The organism is Dietzia cercidiphylli (assembly GCF_014145145.1).
Lineage (GTDB): Bacteria > Actinomycetota > Actinomycetes > Mycobacteriales > Mycobacteriaceae > Dietzia > Dietzia natronolimnaea.
On the sequence record NZ_JAALEA010000346.1, the window covers coordinates 1 to 1,343 of the forward strand.

1 protein-coding gene is annotated in these 1,343 nt (G+C 70.3%); it reads left to right on the forward strand.

Annotated elements, in window-relative coordinates; all coding sequences use genetic code 11:
* On the forward strand, window positions 1–1,343 hold a 1,343-nt coding region (gene nuoL / locus G6028_RS12425), incomplete at both ends, for an NADH-quinone oxidoreductase subunit L (protein WP_182659049.1).

Below are 1,343 nucleotides of genomic sequence, written 5' to 3' on the forward strand. Positions count from 1 at the left end.
ACGTGTACTCGACCGGGTACATGGCCGCCGACCCCGCGCGACGCAAGTTCTTCGCCTACCTCAACCTGTTCCTGGCCGCGATGCTGCTGCTGGTGATGGCCGACGACTTCCTGGTGCTCTACCTGGGGTGGGAGGGCGTGGGCCTGGTCTCCTACCTGCTCATCGGGTTCTGGCAGCACAAGCCGTCCGCGGCCACGGCGGCCAAGAAGGCGTTCCTGGTCAACCGCGTCGGGGACATCGGGCTCGCCGTGGCCCTGATGGTGATGGTCACGCAGCTGGGGACCCTGTCCTTCGACGGCGTCTTCGCCGCCATCAGCGGCACTGACGGTGCCGAGCCCGGGGTCGGCACCGGCCTGGTCACCGCGCTCGGCCTGCTGTTGCTGCTGGGCGCCTGCGCCAAGTCCGCCCAGGTGCCGCTGCAGTCGTGGCTCGGAGACGCCATGGAGGGCCCAACCCCGGTCTCGGCGCTGATCCACGCGGCCACCATGGTCACCGCCGGCGTCTACCTGATCACCCGGGCCAACCCGATCTTCGACGCGGCCCCGGCGGCGCGGACGGCGGTGATCGCGGTCGGCGCGGTGACACTGCTGTTCGGCGCCGTGATCGGCTGCGCCAAGGACGACATCAAGAAGGTGCTCGCCGCCTCCACCATGAGCCAGGTGGGATACATGGTCATGGCCGCCGGGTTCGGCCCCGCCGGATACGCCCTGGCGATCATGCACCTGCTCACCCACGGCTTCTTCAAGGCCGGCCTCTTCCTCGGAGCGGGATCGGTGATGCACGGGCTGGACGACGAGGTCGACATGCGGCGCTACGGTGCCCTGCGCGCGGTCATGCCGGTCACCTTTGTCACCTTCGGACTCGGCTACCTCGCGATCATCGGCGTCCCACCGTTCTCCGGCTTCTACTCCAAGGAGGGCATCATCTCCGCGGCGTTCGACGTGGGCGGCGGCGGGGCGGCCGGATACCTGCTCGGCGCGGTGGCGCTCCTCGGAGCCGGCCTGACCGCCTTCTACATGACGCGGGTGATGATCCTGACCTTCTTCGGCCGACAGCGATGGCGCGAGGGAGCCCATCCCCACGAGTCGCCGGTGTCCATGACGGCGCCGATGATCCTCATCGCGGTCGGCTCCGTACTCTCCGGGGCCCTGCTCGCGATCGGCGGGCGGCTCGAGGGCTGGCTCGCCCCGGTCGTGGGCGAGCACAGCGCCGAGCACGTGGTGCCGGTGTGGCTGGTCACCACCGCTTCGCTGGTGGTCGTGGCCGCCGGGGTGGCGGTCGCCGTGCGACGGTACGGCCGCGCAAACATCCCGGAGCGGGCTCCCTCGCAGGTCTCCGCGCTC